Source organism: Endomicrobiales bacterium, assembly GCA_023228045.1.
Lineage (GTDB): Bacteria > Elusimicrobiota > Endomicrobiia > Endomicrobiales > JALOBY01 > JALOBY01.
The window spans coordinates 24187-45153 of sequence record JALOBY010000001.1 but is presented as its reverse complement, the minus strand read 5'-3'; the positions used below and the strand labels follow the sequence as shown (position 1 = coordinate 45153).

The window sequence follows — 20967 nt, the reverse complement described above, 5'->3', positions numbered from 1 at the left end:
AACGAAGTAAGTCCCGCCAGAGGCGGGGATGCGACATAGATGTTTTTTACAACTGGGGAAGGGTTCAGTGAGGCAAATCCCGCCGTTGGCGGGATGAGCCGAACGCCGAAGGGAAACAAGGTTTCCCTCGGGGAGCATTCTGGCGAGAGGACTCCCATCCGAGCCAGAACAACGAAGTAAGTCCCGCCAAAGGTGGGGATGCGACATAGGGGGAAGCATGAAAGATTTTGGTAAAAAACTTAAAAATGCAAGAGAAACCAAGGGTTTTTCCTTGGAGTTGGTTCATAGCCGTCTTAAAATTACGCCCTATCAATTAGACGCATTAGAAAACATGGAATCAGAAAAATTTCATGCTACGGTGTATTTTATTGGTTCTTTAAGAAGGTATGCGCTTTTTCTTGGAATAGATCCAAATGAAATAATAAACTCATATACTCAAAATTTAGAGAGTGTGGCACAAAAAAGTCAGTTAAACATAGCAAAGAAACAGCAAATAGTTTCAGAAAAAAAACAAAACAATAAAAAACCATCAAGTTCAATGACACTAATTGTAATTTTTGCACTTACAGCATTACTTGTTCTTAGTGTACCAGTTGCATTTTTTATTTTTGGTAAGATGAAACCATTAATTTTAAGCCATGATGCATTTACATCAGTTAAAACTTCAACATCAACTTTAACGCAAGTTTCTGAGGGTGTTCCTTCTTGTGACACAGTTAAAAATATTTCAGTATTTGATACGAAAGAAAATGAGGAAAATATAACAAAGAAAGCACCTTTGGACCCAGTGCAAGGTATCAAAGTAAACTTGCAAAATGCACTTTTAAAACGGCACAATCAAAAGAATTATTCGCTCAATCAAGGTTTTGGCATTGCAAAAGCTATGCAATTAAAAGTTGTAGGGTTAGATAACACTTGGGTAAGGGTAATATCAGATAAAAAGGCATTGTTTGAAGGGACTATTAACAAGGACACCCAAAGATTTTTTAACGCAAATGAGAAATTTTATCTTAAACTTGGAAATGAGTCAGGAGTTGAGGTTTACCTAAACGGGCACAAAATAGAGCTTGTTAGCGAAGGGGAAAAAATAGATGGTAAAGTTAGAGAGCTTGAATTAACACTTAAGGATATAAACGCAGGTGCAAAATAATAAGAAAGTTGCTTTTGTTGCGCTTGGGTGCCCAAAAAATGTTGTTGAAGGCGAAAGTATGGTGGCAATGTTGCTTGAGTTTGGATATGTTACAATCGATGATATTGACTCTGCAGACATTGTAATAATTCACACTTGTTCTTTTATTGAAGATGCAAAAACAGAGTCGGCTCAGTGGATAGCTTCTGTTTGCAAACAAAAAAAACAAAACCAGAAAATATTTGTTAGTGGCTGCTTAGTCCAGTCGGAAAAAGAAAAACTGCTCGGCAGATTTCCAAAAGTGGATGGTTTTGTTGGTACAGGCCACTTGGATAAAATAACAGAGCTGGTCACTGAGCGCAAAGCACTAAAAAGTAAACTGTTAGTTGGTGCACCTGGAGGCCTTTTAGAAACATCTCTTGAAAGGCCAATTTCGTGGACGTTTCCAAGTGCGTATTTGCGTGTTTCCGAAGGGTGTAACCATAAATGTTCATTTTGCATAATTCCAAAGCTTAGGGGAAAGTATAAAAGCAGAACTATCGAGTCGCTTGTTGCAGAAGCCGCCCGTCTTGCCAAAAAAGGCGTAAAAGAAATAATTTTAATTGGGCAAGATACAACAGCTTATGGTAAAGATATTTATGGCACATTTGCTATAAGTAAACTTATACAAGAAATTTCAAAAATTAAAGATATTCGTTGGATTAGAGTTCTTTACGCATTTCCCAACTCGGTAACTCAGGAGTTGCTAAAAGAGATTGCCACCAACAAAAAAGTTTGCAAGTATATTGATATTCCGCTACAGCACACAAGTGATAAAATTCTAAAACTTATGCTTCGCCCAAAAGGTGCACTTGGTGTTCTTAAAAAAATAAAATCCGAAGTGCCTGGCATATTCATTCGCTCAACACTAATTGTTGGTCTGCCAGGGGAAACTTCTGAGCAATTTGCAGAGCTTAGAAAAGTAGTTAAAGATGGGTGGTTTGACCATCTTGGGGTTTTTGAGTACTCAAATGTTGACGGTGCAAAAGCACAGAAAATACCAGGTAAAATTAGTGCAAAAACAAAAAAAGCTCGCAAAGATGAATTGATGCTGTTGCAAAAAAAAGTTATAAGTAAAAAAAATGCCATGCTAATTGGCAAAGTTTTTGAAGCAGTTGCCCATGAATCGTGTGAGTTTATAAATGTTGACGGTAAAAAAGTTAGGGGATGGAAAGGTAGAACTGTTTTTCAATCAATAGAAATAGATGGTTGTGTTTTTTTCAAAGGGCATGCGAGTGTTGGTGAATTTTTGAAAGTTAAAATTAACGGATATAAAGATTATGACTTATTAGGGGTTGTCATTAATGAGTAAAACAATGAACCTTGCAAACAAACTTACACTGCTTAGAATTTTTTTGGTGCCATTTTTAATTTTATTTCTTTATATAAACGATTTTACAACTCGTGTGTTGGCCTTATTTATTTTTTCAATTGCAACTATTACAGATATTTATGATGGAAGAATTGCCCGCAGGCAAAACACTGTAACCACTCTTGGCATATTTTTAGACCCGCTGGCAGATAAGTTAATAATTTCTGCCGCCTTAATATCTTTTGTTGGTATGAGGGATTTAAATGTTCCGGCATGGATGGTAATTCTTATAATTTCCAGAGAGTTTATTATAACAGGTTTGCGTTCAATCGCGGCCACGCAAAATATTATTATTCCGGCAAAAACATCTGGCAAGTTTAAAACCACATCGCAGGTTGTTTGCATAGTAACAATTATTGTCATTTTAATTATTAAATCAGCTCTTTGGGAATACTATCACATAATGCCGCAAGCTTTGTTTGCGCACTTTGGAATTGGCCCTATACTTGCATGGTTTTTATTGAAAGCCCCATATTGGATAACCTTTGTAACAACTGTTACAACAATAAGTTCCGGTGTTGCGTATATGTATGCCCACAAGGAACTGCTTAAGCAATGAAGAAATTAATTGATAATTTTATGCTTGTGTTAGGAACGGGGTTTGGTAGTGGTTATTTGCCGCGCTTGCCGGGCACTTCTGGCACAGTTGTGGCATTTTTTATTTGGTATTTCTTGTTTCCAACAAATAATATTTCATCGTTTTATCTAACTGTATTTGTTGCTTTGCTTGCAATAAGTGTTAGTTGGCACTGTGAAGCAATTTTTAAAATAAAAGATGACCAAAGAATAGTAATTGATGAGTTTGCCGGTTTTTTTGTAAGTGTTTTGTTTTTGCCAAAAAGTTTGTTTTTTGGTGTGTTGGCATTTGTAATGTTTAGGTTTTTTGATATAAAAAAACCTTTTGGTATAAAGAAACTGCAGACAATAAACGGTGGTGTTGGAGTAGTTGCTGATGATATTGCCGCAGGCATTTTAGTTTGTGCCATATTAAATATATGGCATTGGTTTTTTTAAGGTGCCATGAGCTATATTTTAAAAACAATAATTGTTGGATATTTAGAAACAAACTGTTACATTTTGGTTGATAAAGATACTAATCTTGCTTGCGTAATAGACCCTGGCGGCGAGGCCCAAAAAATTATTGCAGAAATAGATTCTTTAGGGGCAAAACCAATCTACATAATAAACACCCACTCGCACGGCGATCATATAGGTGCAAACACAATCATTGCACAAAAGTATAACGCGAAAATTTGCATACATAAATCAGAAGCACCGAATTTATTAGACCCGCAAAAAAACCTTTCAGCATCAATTGAAAACCCAATTGTTTCAATGCCGGCAGATATTTTGCTTTCTGATGGTGATATTTTAAATGTGGGAAACCTCTCGTTAAAGATAATTGCAACTCCCGGGCACACAGAAGGTGGCATATCATTAGTGTGTGAGAACATTCTTTTTAGCGGTGATACACTTTTTTGTGGCGCTGTTGGCAGAACAGATTTACAGGGTGGCAATGAGTATGTGTTAATGAACTCACTGAAAAAATACTTAGACCTTCCAGAAAATACAACAATACTCCCGGGCCATGGCAAAGCTTGTGTGCTTATGCATGAAAAGAAGCATAACCCATACCTTTGTTAAACAAATATTTATGTTATGGTTTAACACACATCAACTGGATAAAACGGCTATAATTTTAGTTTAAAGATCTGGGTAAAATGCAAGAACACATAAAGAATTTTTTAAATTATTTGTTAGCCGAAAAAGGGCTTGCTAAAAACACACTTGATGCTTACGGATCAGACCTTAAAAATTTAAGTGCTTATCTTATTAACCTTTCAAAAACTCCCGAAACATTAACACACAAAGATCTTACTGAATATCTCTGGCAAAGAAAGCTTTCTGGCTTAGGCCCGCGTTCAATATATCGTTTAATGGAAACTTTGCGTCACTTTTTTAAGTTTCTGACTGCAGATGGTATAATAAGTTCAAACCCAAGCACCAATTTGCTTGCGCCAAAAATACCATCTAAATTACCAAATAAACTTAGTGTTTCAGAGGTAGAAAGGTTGCTTAATGTTTTCTGTGGTGAAAAAGAGCTTTCTGTGCGAAACCGCGCAATGCTTGAACTAATGTATGCTAGCGGTCTTAGGGTATCAGAACTTGTTGGCTTAGATGTTAACAATTTAGATACCGATCTTGGTTTTTTAAGAGTAGTTGGAAAGGGTAATAAGGAAAGAATAATACCTGTTGGCAAAACTGCGCTTTATTGGGTTGCAAAGTATATGCTTTTCAGAGATAAGAAAAAAAATGTTTCTATGGAGCGGGGGCTTTTTTTAAGTAAGTTTTGCAAAAAAATATCTCGTATTGAATTTTGGCGACAACTAAAAAATGCTGCTAAAAAAGCTGATATACAAAAAAACATAACGCCTCATATGTTACGCCATTCTTTCGCTTCGCATATGCTTGCTGGTGGGGCCGATTTGCGCTATGTGCAAGAAATGCTTGGGCACAGCTCTATAACAACCACACAAATTTATACTCATATAGACAAAGACCATATAAAGGAACTGCACAAAAAGTTTCACCCAAGAGGATAAGTTTGATAGTTTATATGTGTTGCATGGGAAGTTGCCTTTTTTTTCTTGAAAATTACAGTGCAATTTGTTTAAATAACAACCTAAAGTTATTTTTAATAATTAATAAGAATAAGTACTGCCGCAAAATGGAGAAAATATGTCGTTTGCAAAGTTGGAAAGTGTTAAGTGTGCCTGTGGTCATGAGTTTGAAGTAGAACTTTTAAACTCTATTTGTGTTGGAGAGAATCCTGAGCTAAAAGATGCGCTTTTGTGCGGCGAAATAAACATTGTACAGTGCCCTAATTGTAAAAGTATTTTTTATGCCGAGCAATTTTTATTTTATCAGGAAAGCGCAAGAGAGCTTGTTGCATTTGTTTACCCTGAAAGCTTTAAGGATAATGCTCAAAGGCTTGCATTGAATATGCGTGGCACTTTTGAGCAAGCTGTGGGTGCTATAGATGAGGAAAACAAAATAAACTACGAGCCAATTTTAATTTTTGGTCTTGACTCACTTGTTGAAATAGTGCGCTTGGAAGATGATATAAAAGATGAAACAGAAATTTTGCGCTACTATGCGGATGAAATAGGTGTTAGTACAATTGAGCTTTCATGGGCATATGCAAGAGAAAATAAAATTGTACCTTTGTTACCGTTAAAAAACACTAAAAGTGTATTGCAAAGAACATCTGTTATAGATGGTATAAAAACACTTCTTGATAAAAACCCAAACCTTGAAAACTACAGAAAAACACTTAGTAAAATAGAGATGGATACAAATTGGAATTTTGATCAAAGTAAAATAAAGAAAAATATTCGGTTACAACTTAGGAAAGGGTTCAGCGAACGGAAGGGTACTTGAGCCCTTCGGCAAGCTCAGGGTAAACTCCCGACGAAACGGGAAAACCTAAGGTTTTCCATTGTTAGCGGTTTGGCGAAATCATCTTAGCCAAACCAAGTATGAACGAAGCAACCATAGACCTTGCAATAGGTGTTAGGAACGAGACGGGCGAGGTCGTGGGTTTTACAACTCAAAAAGCAAGAATGATGTATGAACATCGGGCGAGCTTTTTGAGGAAGGAAAAGACCGTCATCGTCCGTCGAATCTAGCAATCTATTGCAAATTCTATGGTTTAAATACTAAGTCCGCCTACAGGCGAGACGCGATATTAGGAAACATAATAAACAATGAATACAGACTTTTGGTTTTATACAGGCGTAGTTTTGTTAATAATAAACGCACCTATCGGCTGGGTTGGTGTTATTTTATTTTCGTATCTTGCAAAAAAAACAGGTAAAAAAAAATACTATGCTTTTGCAACTGCAATATACGCTTTTTCATGGGGTTTACTTGCCGCAGGTGTCGCTCTTGCCGGCCCAAAGGGTGTTGCCTTATTTAAGCAATATGGCAAAGAGTACCCGATTATATATTATGTAGGTGTTGCCGGTATTTTGGCGATTCCAATTTCAATTTGGTTAATGCATCGCAATAAAAAGAAAGATGAAAATTAAAATAAACCCAAAGTTTAAAAGTCAACTTAAAACCATAGGTTTGATAGCTCAAAAAAATGGTGTGCGCGCATACCTGGTTGGTGGCCCTGTGCGCGACCTGCTTTGTGGAAAGCAATTATTCGATTTAGATATTGCCATAGAAGGCAATGTGGCAAAATTTATTAATGAGTTTTCAAGAACACTTAACGCGAAAGTTGTTTCTCATAAGCGCTTTGGAACTTTTGTGCTAATACTTCCAGATAACTCGCACATTGATTTTGCAACTGCTCGTAGTGAAACTTACGCAAAACCTGGGGCATTGCCTGATGTTGAGTTTTGCAGCATAGAAGCCGACCTTTCAAGAAGGGATTTTTCTTTAAATGCAATGGCCATTAGCTTAAACCCGATAAATTTTGGGAAAATAATAGACCCATTTGGTGGCGCACTTGCGGTAAGAAAAAAAATACTGCAGGTTTTGCACGCTTTAAGTTTTCGAGATGATCCTACAAGAATATTTCGCTTGGCGCGGTTTGCCTCGCGCGGTTTCTTTGTTGAGAAAAGTACCCTAAGCCTTGCAAAAAAACACAGTATATTTATTAAAAACATATCACCGCAAAGAATAAAAAACGAATTGCTTGCATTACTTGAAGAAAAAAATTCGGGGTATGCGTTTAGTTTACTTTCACACATTGGCGCAATTTCAAAATTTTCTGCTGATGTTGCAGTTATAAAAAACTTTAATTTTCTAAATCGCGGTAAAGATACAAATGAAAGGCTTTATTTGCTTATAAATGCTATCGGTTTACAAAAAGGTGAAAAGTTTTTGCGAGGACTTTGCTTTTCAAAAAAAGAAATGGCAAATTTACTCGTGACACTTAAAAAAACTAAAAATATCTCTGTGCTAAACGGTGAAGATCTTAAAAAACTTAATATAAAACCAGGGCCTTTGTACAAACAAATCTTTTCTGAATTATTAAAAAGAAAAATTAAAATAAAAAAGGAAGCTATAAAGTTTGTTAAAACTAATTTTTGTCAATAGTTTGTAAGTTTAAGTTTCAAAGTTTGCGCATGCGCCTTTTGCTTAACAAATAATTGACAATATACGGTAAATGAATTAAAATTACACTCAAAATTCACTTGTTAATTCAATAATATTTTAATTATGCCATTAATCGTTCAACTTGTTGTTTTAATGTTTTCTGTAATTGTGCATGAAGTTGCGCATGGCTGGGTTGCAAGTTTAAATGGCGACAATACCGCAAAGGCGTATGGTCGCATTACTTTAAACCCAATTCCTCATATTGACCTATTTGGAACAATAATTCTGCCATTGGCTTTTTTGCTTTCAGGCAGTTCTATGTTTATTGGCTGGGCAAAGCCAGTGCCAATTAATCCTTCGATGTTTCGCAATTATAAGTTAGGTTTAATAACCGTTTCTCTTGCGGGCCCGTTCTCAAATGTGTGCTTAGCACTTATTGGCTCACTAACATTATATTTTCTAAAAAGCACTGGTTTAATGCATTCTGCATTTGGTGTGGCAGCATATCAGTTTGCGTTTATAATCATCTTTATAAATGTATTCTTGTTTATTTTAAATTTAATACCAATACCTCCTCTTGACGGTAGTAAGGTGTTAGAAAATTTCTTACCACACTCTGTAAGAATGCATTTTAGGCAGTTTGAAACATATGGTATAATTCTAGTTATTATATTGTTTTTCTCTGGTATTTTTTCAAGGGTTTTTATGCCATTGATAGCTTTTATTATCAATATTTTAACAGGTGGGGCTTATAGCTTATGAACAAAAAACGAGTTCTTTCCGGTATGCGCCCGACGGGCAAACTGCATTTGGGCCATCTTTTTGGAGCAATAGACAATTGGGTTGCTATGCAAAACGAATATCAATGTTGCTATATGGTTGCCGACTGGCACGCCCTTACCACCGACTACGCGAACACAAAAAATATCTTGCCAAACTCAAAAGAGATGGTTCTTGACTGGCTTGCCTGCGGAATAGACCCTAAAAAAGCTGTAATATTTCGCCAATCGGAAGTACCAGAACACGCCGAATTAAATTTATTGCTTGGTATGATAACACCATTAGGTTGGCTTTTCCGTTGCCCAACTTACAAAGAACAGCTTGGCGAACTTAAAGATAAAGACCTGCACAACTTTGGGTTTCTTGGTTACCCGGTTTTGCAAGCTGCGGATATTTTAATTTACAAGGCGAATGTGGTTCCGGTTGGCGAAGACCAGCTTGCACACCTTGAACTAACACGCGAAATTGTCCGTCGTTTTAATGGCCTTTACGGCGATGTTTTTCCTGAGCCGCAGGCATTACTAACGCCATCAAAAAGGGTTCCTGGCTTGGATGGCCGCAAAATGTCAAAGTCGTATGGCAATGCAATTACGCTGGATGAAAAGCCAGAAACCATAAAACAAAAAGTTATGCAAATGTTTACTGACCCGCAAAAAATTCGTGCAAATGACCAAGGCCACCCGGATGGTTGTGTGGTATTTGCGTTTCATAAACTTTATAATACAAACTTTTCACAGATAGAAAATGCTTGCAAAAAGGGGCAAACCGGCTGCGTACAGTGCAAAAAAATGCTTATTGAACTGCTTTGCGCGGCACTTTTACCCTTGGCGCAAAAAAGAGAAGAATTAAAAGGGCAGAAAGGTCTTGTTGAAAACGTGCTTGAGGCAGGTGCAAAATCTGCGAAAGAACTTGCTTTTCAAACAATGGAAGAAGTGCGCAAAGCCGTACATTTAAAATAAATTATGGTTTACTCAATCAATCTTGATGTTTTTGAAGGGCCGCTTGATTTGCTTTTACATCTTATTAAAAAAAGCGATATGGAAATTGCCCAAATACCAATCGCCGACATTACGGAGGAGTATCTTAAATATCTTGATGTTATGCAAGAGCTGAATTTAGAAATTGCCGGTGAGTTTTTGGTAATGGCAGCTACGCTTATGCAAATAAAAGCGAAAATGCTTTTACCGCAGGAAGAAGGGGAAGAAGAAGGGCCCGACCCGTTGGAAGATTTTAAAGCCCGGTTGCTTGAGTATCAAAAGTTCAAAGAAGTTGCTGGTACTCTGTCTGATAGTGAGGTTCGCAACGCCGATTATTTTTACCGCAGCACACCGCTTGTAAACAAAGAAGATTTTGTGCTGGATGTTTCGCTATTTGATTTGATAGAAAACTTTAAACGCGTGCTATCTGACCTTCCTTCAGGTGAAGTAAAAGAAGTTATTTACGAAGAAATACCAATTGAAAAAAAGATACGAGATATACTTGACATTTTAGAAGAAAAACAATTTATAACATTTGACGATTTATTGTGTTTAGAAAAAAACCGCCGCGGTTTAATTTTATGTTTTTTGGCATTACTTGAATTAATACGTCTTAAACAAATTGCTGTGCGCCAAAAAGATATTTTCGGTGAAATAAGAATATATGCGCTAAGTGAAAACGAGAATCAATTAAAGCTTATAGATCCGCTAAGCGATGCCGATAAGGTACAAGAAACTAATGGCTTCTTAGAGAAGCCGAAAGAAGAAGGTAATTAAAATATGGAAAAGAATGATGTAAAAAAAATTATAGAAGCATTGCTTTTTGTGGCAGATCAGTCATTACCTTTGGTGGCAATGAAAGATGCTTTAGGTGAAGCCGCGCAAGGGCACGATTTAGAAACTCTTGTACAAGAACTAAGTGAAAATTTAAAAGAGCGAAATAGCCCCGTTGAAATTAGGTTTGTGGCAGGTGGCTGGCAGCTTTGTACTCGCAGGGAGTATAGCCCATGGGTACGCCGCCTTTACAGAGAAAAATCTACCCTGAAACTTTCACCGTCCGCTGTAGAAACGCTTGCAATTATAGCTTATAAACAGCCGATAACACGCTCAGAAGTAGAGGAAATAAGAGGTGTTGAGGCCTCAGGCGTTTTAGAGACACTGCTTGAAAGAAAGCTAATAAAAATTGCTGGCAGAAAAGAAACTCTTGGCCGGCCGTTGCTTTATGGTACAACACAAGAATTTTTGGCACATTTTGGTTTGGCCAACTTAAGCGAATTACCGGTTATAGAAGAACTTGCTCCACAAGAAGAGCCGGCGGAAGAGCTTGGGCCACAAGAAGAAGCGCTTGAAGCAGAGACACAGCAAAAATTGGAGTTGGAATGACTTTGGCGCTTTCAACAGCATATGGTGCTAAAAATGCATCTTCTTGGCAGCCACTTTTAGAGAGTACGCAAAGAGCTGGGTTTAAAGCAGTTGAACTAAATGTTGAAATACCAGATTCTTGGCTTAGTGAAATTGAAAAATCTGTTACTCGTGGTGAAGTAAGTGTTTTGAGTGTGCATAATTACTGCCCAAAAATTCAAGAGCTTCCAAAAGGGCGCACAATATACTCCGGATATCTCTTAACCTCCGACGATGCACAAGAGCGTTACAATGCAATCACTTATACAAAAAAATCTATAGAAACAGCCAAACACGTTGGCGCGAAATTTGTTGTTGTGCACTGCGGCGAAGTACCTTCTTCTCCGGATGGTCACGAATTATTAAAAAAGTTTACACTTTTTGGGGCAAACCGTGAGTACCTGAAAGATTTAGAAGATTTGCGCATAAGGCGTGCTGCGAATGCAGGTAAATATTTAGAGCGGCTTTATAGTTCTTTAGACGAGCTTGCAAATTTTGCGGCTAAAAATGGCATAGCACTCGGCCTTGAAAACCGTTTTTACACGCATGAAATACCTTCCACTCAAGAGCTCTGCGATATATTTGATAAATTTGTTGGAGCTCCTTTATATTATTGGCATGATAACGGCCATGCTGAAGTTTTTTCAAGAATACTTTGGAGCAAAAACCATATTGAGATAATAGCTCCGCTTGCAAAGCACATTGGTGGTTTTCATTTACACGATTTGCGCAAAATTGTGGACCATTACGCTCCAGGTAGCGGTGATTTTGACTTTAAATGTTTGTTGCCTTACATAAAAAAAGAACATTGTTTGGTAGTTGAGGCACACTCTAAATCCACATTTGACGAACTTTCAAACAGTATTAAATACTTAAATAGTATAAGCATTGCTTAGTTTTTCTGTTAAATAATTTTATACATTATACAAAAGCACATATATTTATTTTATTTAATTAACTTCTCGGAGGGTTCAAATGTCGGAGTTAAGGAAAGATCCGGTAACAGGCAGGTGGGTAATAATTTCGCAAGAACGCGGGGGAAGGCCGTTACAAGAAGAAAAACCTGCGCAAAAAACAGATCATAAATCATGCCCGTTTTGTGAAGGTAACGAAAAACTTACCCCAAGTGAAATATACGCGGTAGGTAAAGTTGGCCGCCATAAAAATTCAACAGGGTGGGATATTCGCGTTATACCAAACAAGTTCCCCGCTCTTAGGGTAGAAGGTGAGGTGCTTACTCGCGGTGAAAATATGTATGACAAAATGAACGGTATTGGCGCACATGAAGTGATAATTGAAACACCAGAGCATTCTAAAAGCGGTGCATTGCTTTCAGTTGAACAGTACAAGAGCATATTGCTTACTTACGCGGAACGAATTAACGACTTAAAAAAAGATTTGCGTATGGAATATATTTTGATTTTTAAAAATCATGGTTTATCAGCAGGTGCAACGCTAGAGCATCCACACTCTCAACTAATCGCCACCCCAATTGTTCCTAAAAAAGTGCTTGAAGAGCTTAGCAGTGCAAAAAAATATTTTGAGTTTAAAGGGCGTTGCGTTTTTTGCGATATGATTAACACGGAACTTAATTCAAACAGCAGAGTTGTTTATGAAAATGATAATTTTATTGCATTTTGCCCATTTGCTTCGCGCTTTCCTTTTGAGATTTGGGTTTTGCCAAGGTCGCACGATAGTGCTTATGAAGACATAAGTGAAAAGGAAGCATCTGAGCTTGCCAGAGCGCTAAAAACGGTGCTTGGTAAGTTAAATGAAGCATTATCTAACCCCGATTATAATTACATATTGCACAATTGGCCGCATAAAAATAATGACAGGAACATCTTTCACTGGCATATAGAAATTATGCCAAAACTTACAAAGATTGCCGGCTTTGAGTGGGGCTCTGGTTTTTATATAAACCCGACAAGCCCTGAAGATGCGGCGAAGTTTTTAAGAGAAGTGTTGTAAGGTACAAAATATAACTTCAATTAAATTGAAAACAATCAAATGAAAATTCTTTTTGTTACTGCTGAGTGTTCGCCTTTTGTAAAAGTTGGAGGGTTGGCTGATGTTGCCGGCTCGCTTCCACCTGCTCTTAAAGCAAAAAAGCATGAAGTTTGCGTTGTATTGCCAAAGTACTCAAGTATAGATGAAAAAACATATCATTTAACAAAACTTCCCGGCAGGTTATTAATACCAATAGGTAAAACCATAGAATACGCTTTTATTAAAACTACCGTTTTAAATGGTGTGTGCTACTATTTTCTGGAAAATCAAAAATATTTTTCAAGAAAAGATGTCTATGGCGAAAAAGGCAAAGATTACCCGGACAACAGAGAAAGGTTTATATTTCTCTCTCGCGGCGCGCTTGAGTTATCAAAATTTCTGGGTTTTCAGCCCGATGTTATACATTGCAATGACTGGCAAAGCGCTTTAATTCCGGCATACTTAAAAACTGTTTATACAACAGACAATTATTTTGCACAAACAGCATCTGTTTTTACCATCCATAACATCGCCTATCAGGGAATTTTTGCACCCGATACAATTGATGCGGCAGGGTTTTCTTGGCTTGATTTTACCCGGGAAAAGTTTGAGTTTTTTGGAGCTTTTAACTTTATGAAGGCGGCGCTTGTTTATTGTGATGTAATAAACACAGTAAGCTCGTCTTACGCGCAAGAAATTTTAACTTCTATGTTTGGCTGTGGTATGGAAAAGATATTGCAGTATCGCAAAGATGATCTTTACGGTATTTTAAACGGTATTGATTACCAATACTGGAGCCCAAAAACCGACTCGCTTATAGCCAGTAATTATTCAAAACAAGACCTCAGGGGTAAAGCTATATGTAAAAAAGATTTGATTAAGTATTGCAATTTAGACGCATCAGATAATGATTTAGTTGCCGGTGTTGTTTCCCGTCTTGACTCGCAAAAAGGTTTAGACCTATTAATTTCGTGTGCGCAAGAATTACTTAACCGAGGCGTTTATGTTGTGGTGCTTGGCAAAGGAGGCCAATCGTTGCAAAAAAAGCTCAATGCAATTATGAAAAAACACAAAAACAAATTTTATGCGCATTTTGAGTTTAATGAAACATTAGCGCATCAGATTTATGCAGGGTCCGATGTGTTTTTAATGCCGTCGCGTTTTGAACCCTGCGGTTTAAGCCAAATGATATCTCTTGCATACGGCACAATACCTGTTGTTTTTGCAACTGGTGGCCTTAAAGACACAGTTAAGCAATACAATCCTCAAAATTCTTCTGGCAACGGCTTTGTTTTTGATAATTTTAATCAGAAAAGTTTTATCGATGTTGTAAGCAGATGTGCTGAACTTTATAAAAATAAAGCTAAGTGGCAAGACCTTATGCGCTCGACCATGTCTTGCGATTATTCGTGGGAAAGCTCAGTTTTAAAATACATTGACATTTATTCCATTGCTATGCGTAAAGTTCAAAATAAAATGCCGTGAAAAAACAGTTTCTTTACAGGTGTGTTAATTTAATATAAAATCTACCTTAATTTATGGGTAATTTTATTAAAGCTGTTTACATTTCTTTACTGCTTGTTTTAGCGGGTTTTTTTGTTAATGCGTTTGTTGGTGTTAAGGCCGCGCATAACGAATTTGTAAAAAACTCTGTAATATATGTTTTTGTTTTACCACAATCTAATCAACAAGAGATATCCCAACGCCTATCCGAATTTCCACAAATATCTTCCATAGAGTTTATAACCAACGAACGAGTTTTTGAAAGCGCCATAAATGAAAAACCTGAACTGAAAAATATACTTGATGGTAGTCAAAACCCATTTTTTTCATACTTTGTTGTAAAACCCATAGATGTTACCGATGAAAGCGCCAAATACATAAGCAAGTTTGCCGCACAGCTCTCAGGTGTTATATCAATAAAATACGACACGCAGATTTTTTTGTACACCCAGAAAATGGGTGATTACGCAAGGTATTTTTCACAATTTTGTCTTTGGTCTATTGTTGTTGCGTTTATTGCTATGTTATTTTTTTATTTTTGGAAACATCGCTTTATCAGAGCGGATTATAAAAACTATATTTTTTATAAATTGTCGGGTATGCTGCTTGGCGGATTGGTTTCGCTGGTGTTTTACCTCTTAGCATTATATGTTGGTGGTATATTTAATTTATGGCCAAGCTGGTACTATTATGCCGCGCCGGTTTTGCTTGGTGCAATTTTTGCCATAATGTTTTTTGATATAGAGTGATGAAAAAAAACAAAAAATTATTAGCTATATTTACACTTTTAGTTACATTTGCGCTTTGTGCGCAGGTAAGATCATCAGGTGAGTATGACGATGAAATTAAAAATAAAAACTCATCGCTATCTCAAATAAAAGATACCATAAACCAAAAAAAAAGTGAGCAAAAAATAATAAAAAAAGAAGAAGATGTTTTGAGAAAAGAGTTAAAAAGAATTCAAAAACAGTTTGATGCCTCCGCGAAAAAAATATTTGTTCTAAATAGAAAGATAGTAATTGCTCAGGCAAATTTAAGACAGGCAGAAAGTCAGGTAAATCAGGCATCACAAGAAAAAGCAATGTGGGGTTCATCGTTAAACTCGGCCGCACTGTTTTGGCAGGAAAATTTTTTCACACCCAAAACCCTTTTTAAGCAAATAGCATCGCAAGAAGTTGTGCTTAGTCAGCTTGCGAAAGATAAATCTGAACTTGTTGGTGCAAGTATTAGGGAAAAAAAATATCAACAGACATGTTTACAATGGCAGAGTGCGAAAAAAACTCTTGCCGTTTTAAAAGAAGAACAACAGGGAACCCTTGATCAAATAGAAATAACAAAAAAACAAAGACAAGAAATATTAAGCACAACTACCGGTAAACGTATTGAGGCCGAAGAGGAAATAAAACGGCTTACCCAGTCGTCAAAAGAGTTAGAGTCGCTTATTTCAAAGCTTGATAACGCAAGGCGCGCATCTGCAAAGAAAAATAAAGAAGTGCTTAAAGTCGCAAAGGCCTATGCATTGTTGCCATGGCCAATCTCGGGTAGCATAGTTGTAAAATTTGGCAAAAATAAGCACCCACAATTAGATACCTATATAATCAGTAACGGTATAAAAATTAAGTCAAAAAATGATATTTTGGTAAAAGCTGTTGCTAATGGTCAGGTAATGTTTGCAGGTGAATTTAGGGCTTACGGTAAAATGATAGTTGTTGATAACGGTGGTTCTCTTTATACAATTTATGGTGGTTTTGATTCTATAAGTGTCCAAGAAGGTTCAAAGGTAAAAGGTGCGCAAGAGATAGGACTTCTTAAAAAAAGTGATCCGATTCTTTACTTTGAAGTTCGCTTAGACAACAAGCCGCAAGACCCTGTGTTGTGGCTAAAGCAATAAATTGTTCAATAATTTCAAAATGTTCTTTTCAACTCAGGAAAGGGTTCAGCGAACGAAGTGAGCGACGACGAAACGGGAAAACCATAGGTTTTCCATTGTTAGCGGTTTGGCGAAATCATCTTAGCCAAACCAAGTATGAAACGAAGCAACCATAGACCTTGCAATAGGTGTTAGGAGCGAGACGGGCGAGGTCGTGGGTTTTACAACTCAAAAAGCAAGAGCGATGTTGTGTAGACATCGGGCGAACTTTTTGAGGAAGGAAAAGACCGTCATCGTCCGTCGAATCCAGCAATCTATTGCAAGTTCTATGGTTAAAAATACTAAGTCCACCGATAGGTGAGACGCGATATAGGAGTTTTGCAGATGAAAAAAAGGAATTTATTAATTGGTGTTTTGCTTGTGTGCTTTGGGTTTCTTATTTTAAGCCCAAAGGTGCGAGCGGAAGCCGATAAAACTTATGATCAGCTAAAATTATTTATAGATGTTATGTCTATAATACAAGATAACTATGTAGAAGAAAGAAATGGGAAAGAGTTAATAGTTGGCGCGTTAAAGGGCATGGTTAAAACATTAGATCCATTCTCACAGTTTATGGAGCCAGATGATTATAAGGAGCTTAAAACTGAAACTGAGGGACAATTTGGCGGTTTAGGCATAAGAATATCAATTAAAAATGAGTGGCTTACTGTTGTAACGCCTTTGCCCAGAACACCTGCTTATCGGCTTGGCATATTGCCCGATGATAAAATTATAAAAATTGAAAATGAAAGCACACTGGGTATAACTGTTAACGATGCAGTAAAAAAACTACGCGGCATGCCCGGCACTAAGGTTAAAATAAGCATTGCGCGCGAAGGTGTGGTTGAACCGATTGACTATACCATCACAAGAGAGATAATTAAAATTGAAACAATAAAAAGCAAGATGCTAACTGACAATATTGGTTATATTCAGCTAAGTGAGTTTAACTCAAACTCTTACAGGGATATGTCAAAAGCTCTTGAAGATTTAAGCAAGGCGGGTATGGGTTCTCTAATATTGGATTTGCGTAATAACCCCGGCGGTCTTTTGGATATTGCAGTTAGTATTTGCGAGCTTTTTGTTGGCGACGACAAACTTGTTGTATATACACAGGGCAGAAAGCAAGAAAGCAGGCGCGAATACAGGGCAATAGGTAAAGCGCTTTATGGTAAATTGCCAATGATAGTGCTTGTAAACCGTGGTTCGGCTTCTGCTTCTGAAATTGTTTCCGGTTCAATGCAAGACCTAAAAAGAGCACTCATTATGGGCACAACAACTTTTGGCAAAGGCAGTGTTCAAACAGTGCTCCCACTGCCCGACGGCAATGCTCTTCGTTTAACTACCGCAAAATACTATACTGCATCTGGCAGGACAATTCATAGAGATGAAAAAACAGGAAAAGGCGGAGTAATGCCAGACATAATAATTGATGTGCCAAAAGAAATAGAGTCAAAATTATATGCCCAATCAGAAGAGATTTATAACTTAAAGCGTTCAACTGATAACGCCAAGAAAAATGAGGAAAGAGTTTCCGATACTGTTTTAGAGCGGGCAATTGACATACTTAAAGCAAGAACACTTATAAATAGTTTAAAAGAGGAATAAACGATGCCGAAAGGTTCTATTGCAAAAGAAAAAGGTGGTTTAAGGGTTCTCCTTTATGCATTATTACTTTTTATTGCGGGTGTTGCTCTATGGCAATCACTTGAAAATAAAATGTCAGACATAACCAGCGTTTCCTCAAAACTAAATGACAAGGTAAATAGTATTCTTTTACGCTCGGGGTTTAGTGATTCCGATATAGTTTCGCAGGTAAGCCGTGAGAATAAAAATAATTCTTTTAAATGGATATCATTTGAGAAAGAAATTAAGGTGCCAAAAACTGTCGATTTTGGCTTGATGAGCGAGCAGTTAAATGCTCTTGCAAAACAATATAATTTTAGTATTGTTTGGCAAAAACTTGATTCTTCTCAAAAAGCAGAAATTCTAAAGCAAAACCATTGCATTATCTCAATATTATTTAACTTGCCGAAAAGAAATATAAGCTTCCGTGTAAAAAACAAAAAAGAAAAGTAAAACTCATAAAAAATAATGACAAAGCCAACAGTTGTGCTTGCCATAGAAAGTTCCTGCGACGAAACATCGGCCTCTGTTGTAAAAGATGGCAGGCAAATACTTTCCAATGTAATCTCTTCGCAAATAAAAATTCACACTAAATACGCTGGTGTTGTGCCGGAACTTGCAAGCCGCGCGCACTTGGAAAATATCAACAGAGTTATTGCCATTGCGCTAAATAAAGCCGGCAGTTCTGTGCGGGAACTTTCAAAAACAATTGATGCAATCACTTACACACAAGGACCTGGTCTTGCCGGTGCTTTACTTGTTGGTCAAATTGCGGCACGCACTCTTGCTTTTGCAAGCTCTATAACGCTTGTTCCAATAAATCATTTAGAAGGCCATATTTTTTCTGCAATGTTAGAACATAAAGGCCTTAAACCACCTTACTTATGCCTTATTGCATCAGGGGGGCACAGCGAGCTTGTAATATTGCGCGATTATGGTGTTTATGAATACCTTGGAGGCACTTGCGACGATGCTGCCGGCGAGGCATTTGATAAAGTTGCTAAACTTTTGGGTTTATCTTACCCTGGCGGACCTTCAATAGAAAAACTTGCTGCGACCGTAAAAAGCGCAAACATTAAGTTTCCACAGGCAAAGTTAAAAAACGCATGGGATTTTTCTTTTAGCGGGTTAAAGACTGCAGTTCTTTACTATCTTAAAGAAAATCCAAACGCAAGTGCGCCAGAGGTTGCTTATGCTTTTCAAAAAGCCGTGGTAGAAGCACTAAGCGTGAAAACATTTAAGGCGGCGCGCAAGTTTAAAATTTCAAAAGTTGCCATTGGTGGTGGGGTAGGTGCAAACTTAAGTTTACGCACTACTTTTAAGGCCTTAGGTAAAGCAAATAATTGCAAGGTATTCTTGCCATCGCTTGAGCTTTGCACAGACAATGCTGCAATGCTTGCCTGTGCGGCGTATTATAAAGTTAAACACTCAAAAGATAAATTTATTGACGGTAGAATTGAGCCATCAATGCCGTTACGGAATTGGTAAATGCGCGAAAATTTTATAAGCGAACTTACAATTGGTAATTTAAAAGTTAAAAATAACTTATTCCTAGCGCCAATGGCTGGCATTTCCGATTTACCATTTAGGGTTTTAGCAAAAGAAGGTGGCGCAGGTGTTGTTTGTACCGAGATGATATCGGCTAAAGCTCTGGAAATGGGGCACAATAAAACAAAAAAAATGCTCGAGGTGCAAGAATATGAAAAGCCGGTTTCTGTGCAAATTTTTGGCTCAGATCCAACAGTAATGGCAAATGCCGCAAAGGAATGTGAGCAGGGTGGCGCGCAGATAGTAGATATTAACCTTGGTTGCCCGGTGCAAAAAATTAAAAGGTCTGGCGCGGGCATAAAACTAACTGAAGATGAAATAATGCTTGCAAAGGTAATTGATGCGGTAGTAAAAGCAGTTTTGATACCTGTAACTGTAAAAATGAGAATTGGTTTAATAATAGGCCAAAATACATCGCCTCACATTGCAAAAATTGCGCAGGAAAGTGGAGCAAAGGCTGTAATTTTGCATGGTAGGTCCGCGGCACTAATGCACTGCGGTCCGGCAGATTTACAAGCAATAAAAACCACTGTTGAGTCAATAAAAATACCAGTAATTGCAAACGGTGGAATAGATACCCCTGAAAGCGCCTTAGAGTTTGTAGAAAAAACCGGCTGTGCTGGTTTGATGGTTGGCAGGGCTGCAATTGGCGATCCGTTTATATTTTCAAGAATAATAACCTATTTTTCAACAGGCGAAATTACAAAGCCACTAAACTGGGAAGAGCGCCTTAAGGCACTCCAGCGGCATTGCCAAATATGCGCGGAGTATTATGGGGAAAAAAGTGGACTTATGCGTATGCGCAAGGTTGCCCCGTATTATCTAAAGGCAATGCCTGCGGCGGCGCGTTTAAGAAAGCACTTTAACACATTAACAAAAGTCAGCGATGTTGCAGGGTTAATGACAAAATTAAAAACGGCGGAATGTTTTAATGAAGAGTACGACTAAGTTTGTTGCCGATGGAGCCCGTTATAGGCGGCAGGGTTTCCCTGAAGCCATATACACCCCTGGCAAAACTAATGAACAGCTTGTAAAAATTGCAAAAAAATTATGTCTTGGCGTAGGTCCTGTAATGGCAACAAGGGCAGATGAAAAACACTTCCGTTTTGTGAAAAAATATTTTAAAAATGCCAAGTACTTTAAAACAGCAAGAATTATTTTGTTTAACAACTCAGAGAAACCCAAAAACACAACTGCCTATATTTGTGTTGTTAGTGCCGGAACTTCCGATATAGCCGTAGCTGAAGAAGCGGCTGTAACCGCGGAACTTCTTGGTGCTAAAGTAGAAAGAATTTACGATGTAGGTGTATCTGGAATACACAGAGTGCTTGAGCGTTCAAAAGAAATAAAAAATGCAAGAGTTGTTGTTGTATGCGCTGGTATGGAAGGCGCTCTTGCGAGTGTTGTTGGCGGCTTAGCCACATCACCTGTAATAGGTGTTCCGACATCCATTGGTTACGGAGTTTCATTTGGTGGCATTAGTGCGTTACTTACAATGCTAAACTCTTGTGCGGCGAATGTAAGTGTTGTAAACATAGATGATGGTTTTGGCGCAGGCATAATAGCCGCTTTAATTTGCAAATGA

Annotated in this window: 24 protein-coding genes; all 24 read left to right on the top strand. The window is 37.6% G+C overall.

Going from position 1 to position 20967, the window contains the following annotated elements:
- Nucleotides 1-217: 217 nt before the first annotated feature.
- The 24 genes from M0Q46_00255 (at nucleotide 218) to larB (ending at nucleotide 20967) form a co-directional block, all read left to right on the top strand.
- Nucleotides 218-1150: a DUF4115 domain-containing protein gene (locus tag M0Q46_00255; GenBank protein ID MCK9582052.1), complete on the top strand. Its 933-nt coding sequence runs from the start codon at nucleotides 218-220 to the stop codon at nucleotides 1148-1150.
- Entirely contained in the window at nucleotides 1140-2480 is a 1341-nt protein-coding gene (rimO, locus tag M0Q46_00250; GenBank protein MCK9582051.1) for a 30S ribosomal protein S12 methylthiotransferase RimO, read from the top strand. The genes M0Q46_00255 and rimO overlap by 11 nt, the downstream gene beginning before the upstream one ends.
- Complete coding sequence (gene pgsA, locus M0Q46_00245; protein MCK9582050.1) at nucleotides 2473-3099, top strand: CDP-diacylglycerol--glycerol-3-phosphate 3-phosphatidyltransferase; 627 nt, start codon at nucleotides 2473-2475, stop codon at nucleotides 3097-3099. The genes rimO and pgsA overlap by 8 nt, the downstream gene beginning before the upstream one ends.
- On the top strand, nucleotides 3096-3554 hold the full coding sequence (locus M0Q46_00240; GenBank protein ID MCK9582049.1) for a phosphatidylglycerophosphatase A: 459 nt from the start codon (nucleotides 3096-3098) through the stop codon (nucleotides 3552-3554). The genes pgsA and M0Q46_00240 overlap by 4 nt, the downstream gene beginning before the upstream one ends.
- A 6-nt stretch (nucleotides 3555-3560) precedes the next feature.
- Nucleotides 3561-4184 (top strand): MBL fold metallo-hydrolase, encoded by a 624-nt coding sequence (locus tag M0Q46_00235; protein ID MCK9582048.1) that lies wholly within the window; start codon nucleotides 3561-3563, stop codon nucleotides 4182-4184.
- A 77-nt stretch (nucleotides 4185-4261) separates the two neighbouring features.
- A complete protein-coding gene (xerD, locus tag M0Q46_00230) occupies nucleotides 4262-5143 on the top strand; it encodes a site-specific tyrosine recombinase XerD (GenBank protein MCK9582047.1) in 882 nt (293 codons plus the stop codon).
- 136 nt (nucleotides 5144-5279) lie between these two features.
- Entirely contained in the window at nucleotides 5280-5981 is a 702-nt protein-coding gene (locus M0Q46_00225; GenBank protein ID MCK9582046.1) for a CpXC domain-containing protein, read from the top strand.
- Between the two features lie 98 nt (nucleotides 5982-6079).
- Nucleotides 6080-6229 carry a hypothetical protein gene (locus tag M0Q46_00220; protein MCK9582045.1) on the top strand — a complete coding sequence of 50 codons (150 nt, stop codon included), beginning with the start codon at nucleotides 6080-6082 and terminating at the stop codon, nucleotides 6227-6229.
- 78 nt (nucleotides 6230-6307) lie between these two features.
- The gene (locus M0Q46_00215; protein ID MCK9582044.1) at nucleotides 6308-6631 is read left to right on the top strand and encodes a hypothetical protein; all 324 of its coding nucleotides are present in this window, start codon (nucleotides 6308-6310) and stop codon (nucleotides 6629-6631) included.
- Nucleotides 6621-7649 (top strand): hypothetical protein, encoded by a 1029-nt coding sequence (locus M0Q46_00210; GenBank protein MCK9582043.1) that lies wholly within the window; start codon nucleotides 6621-6623, stop codon nucleotides 7647-7649. Before M0Q46_00215 ends, M0Q46_00210 begins: the two co-directional genes overlap by 11 nt.
- A gap of 123 nt (nucleotides 7650-7772) precedes the next feature.
- Nucleotides 7773-8411: a site-2 protease family protein gene (locus M0Q46_00205; protein ID MCK9582042.1), complete on the top strand. Its 639-nt coding sequence runs from the start codon at nucleotides 7773-7775 to the stop codon at nucleotides 8409-8411.
- Nucleotides 8408-9388 carry a tryptophan--tRNA ligase gene (trpS, locus tag M0Q46_00200; protein ID MCK9582041.1) on the top strand — a complete coding sequence of 327 codons (981 nt, stop codon included), beginning with the start codon at nucleotides 8408-8410 and terminating at the stop codon, nucleotides 9386-9388. Before M0Q46_00205 ends, trpS begins: the two co-directional genes overlap by 4 nt.
- Before the next feature lie 3 nt (nucleotides 9389-9391).
- Nucleotides 9392-10183 (top strand): segregation/condensation protein A, encoded by a 792-nt coding sequence (locus M0Q46_00195; protein ID MCK9582040.1) that lies wholly within the window; start codon nucleotides 9392-9394, stop codon nucleotides 10181-10183.
- 3 nt (nucleotides 10184-10186) lie between these two features.
- On the top strand, nucleotides 10187-10789 hold the full coding sequence (scpB, locus tag M0Q46_00190; protein ID MCK9582039.1) for an SMC-Scp complex subunit ScpB: 603 nt from the start codon (nucleotides 10187-10189) through the stop codon (nucleotides 10787-10789).
- A complete protein-coding gene (locus tag M0Q46_00185) occupies nucleotides 10786-11703 on the top strand; it encodes a sugar phosphate isomerase/epimerase (GenBank protein MCK9582038.1) in 918 nt (305 codons plus the stop codon). The genes scpB and M0Q46_00185 overlap by 4 nt, the downstream gene beginning before the upstream one ends.
- A gap of 79 nt (nucleotides 11704-11782) precedes the next feature.
- Nucleotides 11783-12778: a galactose-1-phosphate uridylyltransferase gene (gene galT, locus M0Q46_00180; protein MCK9582037.1), complete on the top strand. Its 996-nt coding sequence runs from the start codon at nucleotides 11783-11785 to the stop codon at nucleotides 12776-12778.
- A gap of 39 nt (nucleotides 12779-12817) precedes the next feature.
- On the top strand, nucleotides 12818-14281 hold the full coding sequence (glgA, locus tag M0Q46_00175) for a glycogen synthase GlgA (GenBank protein MCK9582036.1): 1464 nt from the start codon (nucleotides 12818-12820) through the stop codon (nucleotides 14279-14281).
- Between the two features lie 53 nt (nucleotides 14282-14334).
- Entirely contained in the window at nucleotides 14335-15048 is a 714-nt protein-coding gene (locus tag M0Q46_00170) for a permease-like cell division protein FtsX (protein ID MCK9582035.1), read from the top strand.
- Nucleotides 15048-16190, top strand: a complete 1143-nt coding sequence (locus M0Q46_00165; protein ID MCK9582034.1) for a peptidoglycan DD-metalloendopeptidase family protein — start codon at nucleotides 15048-15050, stop codon at nucleotides 16188-16190. The genes M0Q46_00170 and M0Q46_00165 overlap by 1 nt, the downstream gene beginning before the upstream one ends.
- A gap of 363 nt (nucleotides 16191-16553) precedes the next feature.
- A complete protein-coding gene (locus tag M0Q46_00160; protein ID MCK9582033.1) occupies nucleotides 16554-17816 on the top strand; it encodes a S41 family peptidase in 1263 nt (420 codons plus the stop codon).
- A 3-nt stretch (nucleotides 17817-17819) separates the two neighbouring features.
- Nucleotides 17820-18287 carry a hypothetical protein gene (locus M0Q46_00155; GenBank protein ID MCK9582032.1) on the top strand — a complete coding sequence of 156 codons (468 nt, stop codon included), beginning with the start codon at nucleotides 17820-17822 and terminating at the stop codon, nucleotides 18285-18287.
- A 15-nt stretch (nucleotides 18288-18302) separates the two neighbouring features.
- Nucleotides 18303-19322: a tRNA (adenosine(37)-N6)-threonylcarbamoyltransferase complex transferase subunit TsaD gene (tsaD, locus tag M0Q46_00150; GenBank protein ID MCK9582031.1), complete on the top strand. Its 1020-nt coding sequence runs from the start codon at nucleotides 18303-18305 to the stop codon at nucleotides 19320-19322.
- Nucleotides 19323-20330: a tRNA dihydrouridine synthase DusB gene (gene dusB, locus M0Q46_00145; GenBank protein ID MCK9582030.1), complete on the top strand. Its 1008-nt coding sequence runs from the start codon at nucleotides 19323-19325 to the stop codon at nucleotides 20328-20330.
- Nucleotides 20314-20967, top strand: a complete 654-nt coding sequence (larB, locus tag M0Q46_00140; GenBank protein MCK9582029.1) for a nickel pincer cofactor biosynthesis protein LarB — start codon at nucleotides 20314-20316, stop codon at nucleotides 20965-20967. Before dusB ends, larB begins: the two co-directional genes overlap by 17 nt.

Coding starts and splice junctions, on each gene's coding strand:
- M0Q46_00195 (MCK9582040.1), top strand. CDS start 9,392: ATGGTTTACTCAATCAATCTTGATGTTTTTGAAGGGCCGCTTGATTTG.
- M0Q46_00185 (MCK9582038.1), top strand. CDS start 10,786: ATGACTTTGGCGCTTTCAACAGCATATGGTGCTAAAAATGCATCTTCT.
- M0Q46_00170 (MCK9582035.1), top strand. CDS start 14,335: ATGGGTAATTTTATTAAAGCTGTTTACATTTCTTTACTGCTTGTTTTA.
- M0Q46_00210 (MCK9582043.1), top strand. CDS start 6,621: ATGAAAATTAAAATAAACCCAAAGTTTAAAAGTCAACTTAAAACCATA.
- galT (MCK9582037.1), top strand. CDS start 11,783: ATGTCGGAGTTAAGGAAAGATCCGGTAACAGGCAGGTGGGTAATAATT.
- trpS (MCK9582041.1), top strand. CDS start 8,408: ATGAACAAAAAACGAGTTCTTTCCGGTATGCGCCCGACGGGCAAACTG.
- xerD (MCK9582047.1), top strand. CDS start 4,262: ATGCAAGAACACATAAAGAATTTTTTAAATTATTTGTTAGCCGAAAAA.
- M0Q46_00225 (MCK9582046.1), top strand. CDS start 5,280: ATGTCGTTTGCAAAGTTGGAAAGTGTTAAGTGTGCCTGTGGTCATGAG.
- pgsA (MCK9582050.1), top strand. CDS start 2,473: ATGAGTAAAACAATGAACCTTGCAAACAAACTTACACTGCTTAGAATT.
- M0Q46_00215 (MCK9582044.1), top strand. CDS start 6,308: ATGAATACAGACTTTTGGTTTTATACAGGCGTAGTTTTGTTAATAATA.
- tsaD (MCK9582031.1), top strand. CDS start 18,303: ATGACAAAGCCAACAGTTGTGCTTGCCATAGAAAGTTCCTGCGACGAA.
- M0Q46_00155 (MCK9582032.1), top strand. CDS start 17,820: ATGCCGAAAGGTTCTATTGCAAAAGAAAAAGGTGGTTTAAGGGTTCTC.
- M0Q46_00205 (MCK9582042.1), top strand. CDS start 7,773: ATGCCATTAATCGTTCAACTTGTTGTTTTAATGTTTTCTGTAATTGTG.
- glgA (MCK9582036.1), top strand. CDS start 12,818: ATGAAAATTCTTTTTGTTACTGCTGAGTGTTCGCCTTTTGTAAAAGTT.
- larB (MCK9582029.1), top strand. CDS start 20,314: ATGAAGAGTACGACTAAGTTTGTTGCCGATGGAGCCCGTTATAGGCGG.
- M0Q46_00240 (MCK9582049.1), top strand. CDS start 3,096: ATGAAGAAATTAATTGATAATTTTATGCTTGTGTTAGGAACGGGGTTT.
- scpB (MCK9582039.1), top strand. CDS start 10,187: ATGGAAAAGAATGATGTAAAAAAAATTATAGAAGCATTGCTTTTTGTG.
- M0Q46_00160 (MCK9582033.1), top strand. CDS start 16,554: ATGAAAAAAAGGAATTTATTAATTGGTGTTTTGCTTGTGTGCTTTGGG.
- M0Q46_00255 (MCK9582052.1), top strand. CDS start 218: ATGAAAGATTTTGGTAAAAAACTTAAAAATGCAAGAGAAACCAAGGGT.
- M0Q46_00165 (MCK9582034.1), top strand. CDS start 15,048: ATGAAAAAAAACAAAAAATTATTAGCTATATTTACACTTTTAGTTACA.
- M0Q46_00235 (MCK9582048.1), top strand. CDS start 3,561: ATGAGCTATATTTTAAAAACAATAATTGTTGGATATTTAGAAACAAAC.
- M0Q46_00220 (MCK9582045.1), top strand. CDS start 6,080: ATGAACGAAGCAACCATAGACCTTGCAATAGGTGTTAGGAACGAGACG.
- dusB (MCK9582030.1), top strand. CDS start 19,323: ATGCGCGAAAATTTTATAAGCGAACTTACAATTGGTAATTTAAAAGTT.